The 1,643-nt window shown below is 75.4% G+C and carries 1 protein-coding gene; it reads left to right on the top strand.

Annotated features, from left to right (window positions below; translation table 11 throughout):
- The coding region (locus AOK24_RS43040; RefSeq protein WP_276206898.1) for an SAV_2336 N-terminal domain-related protein at window positions 1-1,643 on the top strand (1,643 nt) is incomplete at both ends.

A 1,643-nucleotide genomic window follows, 5' to 3' on the forward strand; every position in this document is an offset into this window, starting at 1 on the left:
CCCTGAGGTCCAACGGCCCCCCAAGCGGCCCGTGCTGGACGGTCAGGTGAGCCTCTACCCGATGCCCCGCAACGCCGGGAAAGCCCGCGCGGGTGCGCTCAGCATCGGTGTTCCCGCCGCCCCCGTCCTGCCTTCGCCCCTCGAACTCCAGCGCGCCTTGCGGAGGTTGCAGGGCTACCGGAGCCCGGCGCCGCCGCTCAGGACCGTCCTCGACGAGGCCGCCACCGCCGAACTCAGCGCGCAGGCGGGCGGGTTGATCCTGCCCGTGCACCGGGCCGTCACCCGCAGGGACGCCCGGCTCCAGCTCGTCCTCGACGCGTCCTCGTCCATGCGGGTCTGGCACCGCATGTTCGACGAACTGGAGCAGGTCTTCGGCCAGTTGGGCGCGTTCTCGGACATCCAGACGAGCTTCCTGCACCAGGGCCCCGACGGCGAGCCGACGGTGAGCCCCAGCCCCGAGGCACAGGCCGCGCCGCTGAACTCGGCGGAGCGGCTGAGCGATCCGACGGGCCGCAGGATCGTGGTGCTGGTCAGCGACTGCGCGGGTCCCCTGTGGCACAGCGGAAGAGCGCACCGCCTGCTGCACCACCTCTCCGGACAGGGCCCGGTGGCCGTCCTGCAACCCCTCCCGCAGCGCATGTGGGCCCGCACCCGACTCCCGGTCACCTTCGGCGAGTTGAGCCGCGCCGAGACCTTCGGTGGCGCCCTGCGGGTACGGACGGCCGGCGAGGTCCGCAAGCCGGGCGCGCTGCCCGTCCCGGTGCTGCCGCCCGAGCCGGTCGCGCTCGGCGCCTGGGCACGCCTGCTGTCGGGCGCCGGCTCGGGCCCCGTACCCGGCGCGGTCGGCTGGGTCCGCGCCGACCAGCAGCCCGCCCCGCCCGCCCGCGCGGACCGGCGGCGTACCGCGCTGGAGCGGGTCAGCCGGTTCAGCGCGAGCGCCTCGCCGACCGCCGGACGCCTCGCCGTGTACCTCGCGGCGGCCCCCCTGTGCCTGCCGGTGATGCAGCTCGTGCAGCGCACGATGCTCCCCGGCTCGGGCCCCGCCGAACTCGCCGAGGTCCTGGTGGGCGGCCTGGTCGCGCGGGCCGGCGAGGACCTCGACGGCGACGGCGCCCAGTGGTACGAGATCGAACCGGACATCCGCGACGCCCTCCTGTCGAGGCTCGGCCGCGACGAGGCGATGCTCGTCCTCAAGCACACCTCGGAGTACATCGAGCAGCGCTTCGGCAAGGGCGGCCCCAACTTCCCCGCGCTCGCGCTGGCCCAGCTCGGCGACGGGGGCGCCGGACGGCCGTACGCGCCCGGCGACGACGACCGCGCCGCCCCGCCCGTCCCGCAGCCGTTCGCCGAGGTCGCCGCGCGGGTGCTCAGGCGGTTCATGCCGCTGCCCCCGCACTACGAACAGCCCGGCATCGGGGCGCTCGTCGAGCGCCGGACGCACCCGGTCGTGGTGCGCGCCCGCACGCTCATCGGACGCTTCGACCGCGAGGGCATGATCCAAGATGCCATCGACGCCGTGCAGTTGCTGCGCGGCGCCGCCGAGCGCGACGAACAGGCCGCCGCCGACCCCGAGTTGTGGGCCGAGTACGCGCACTGCACGCTGCGCCTGTGGGAGGTGCAGGGCGGCGACGACCTGCTGCGCC

The organism is Streptomyces niveiscabiei (genome assembly GCF_001419795.1).
In the GTDB taxonomy this organism is placed as follows: domain Bacteria; phylum Actinomycetota; class Actinomycetes; order Streptomycetales; family Streptomycetaceae; genus Streptomyces; species Streptomyces niveiscabiei.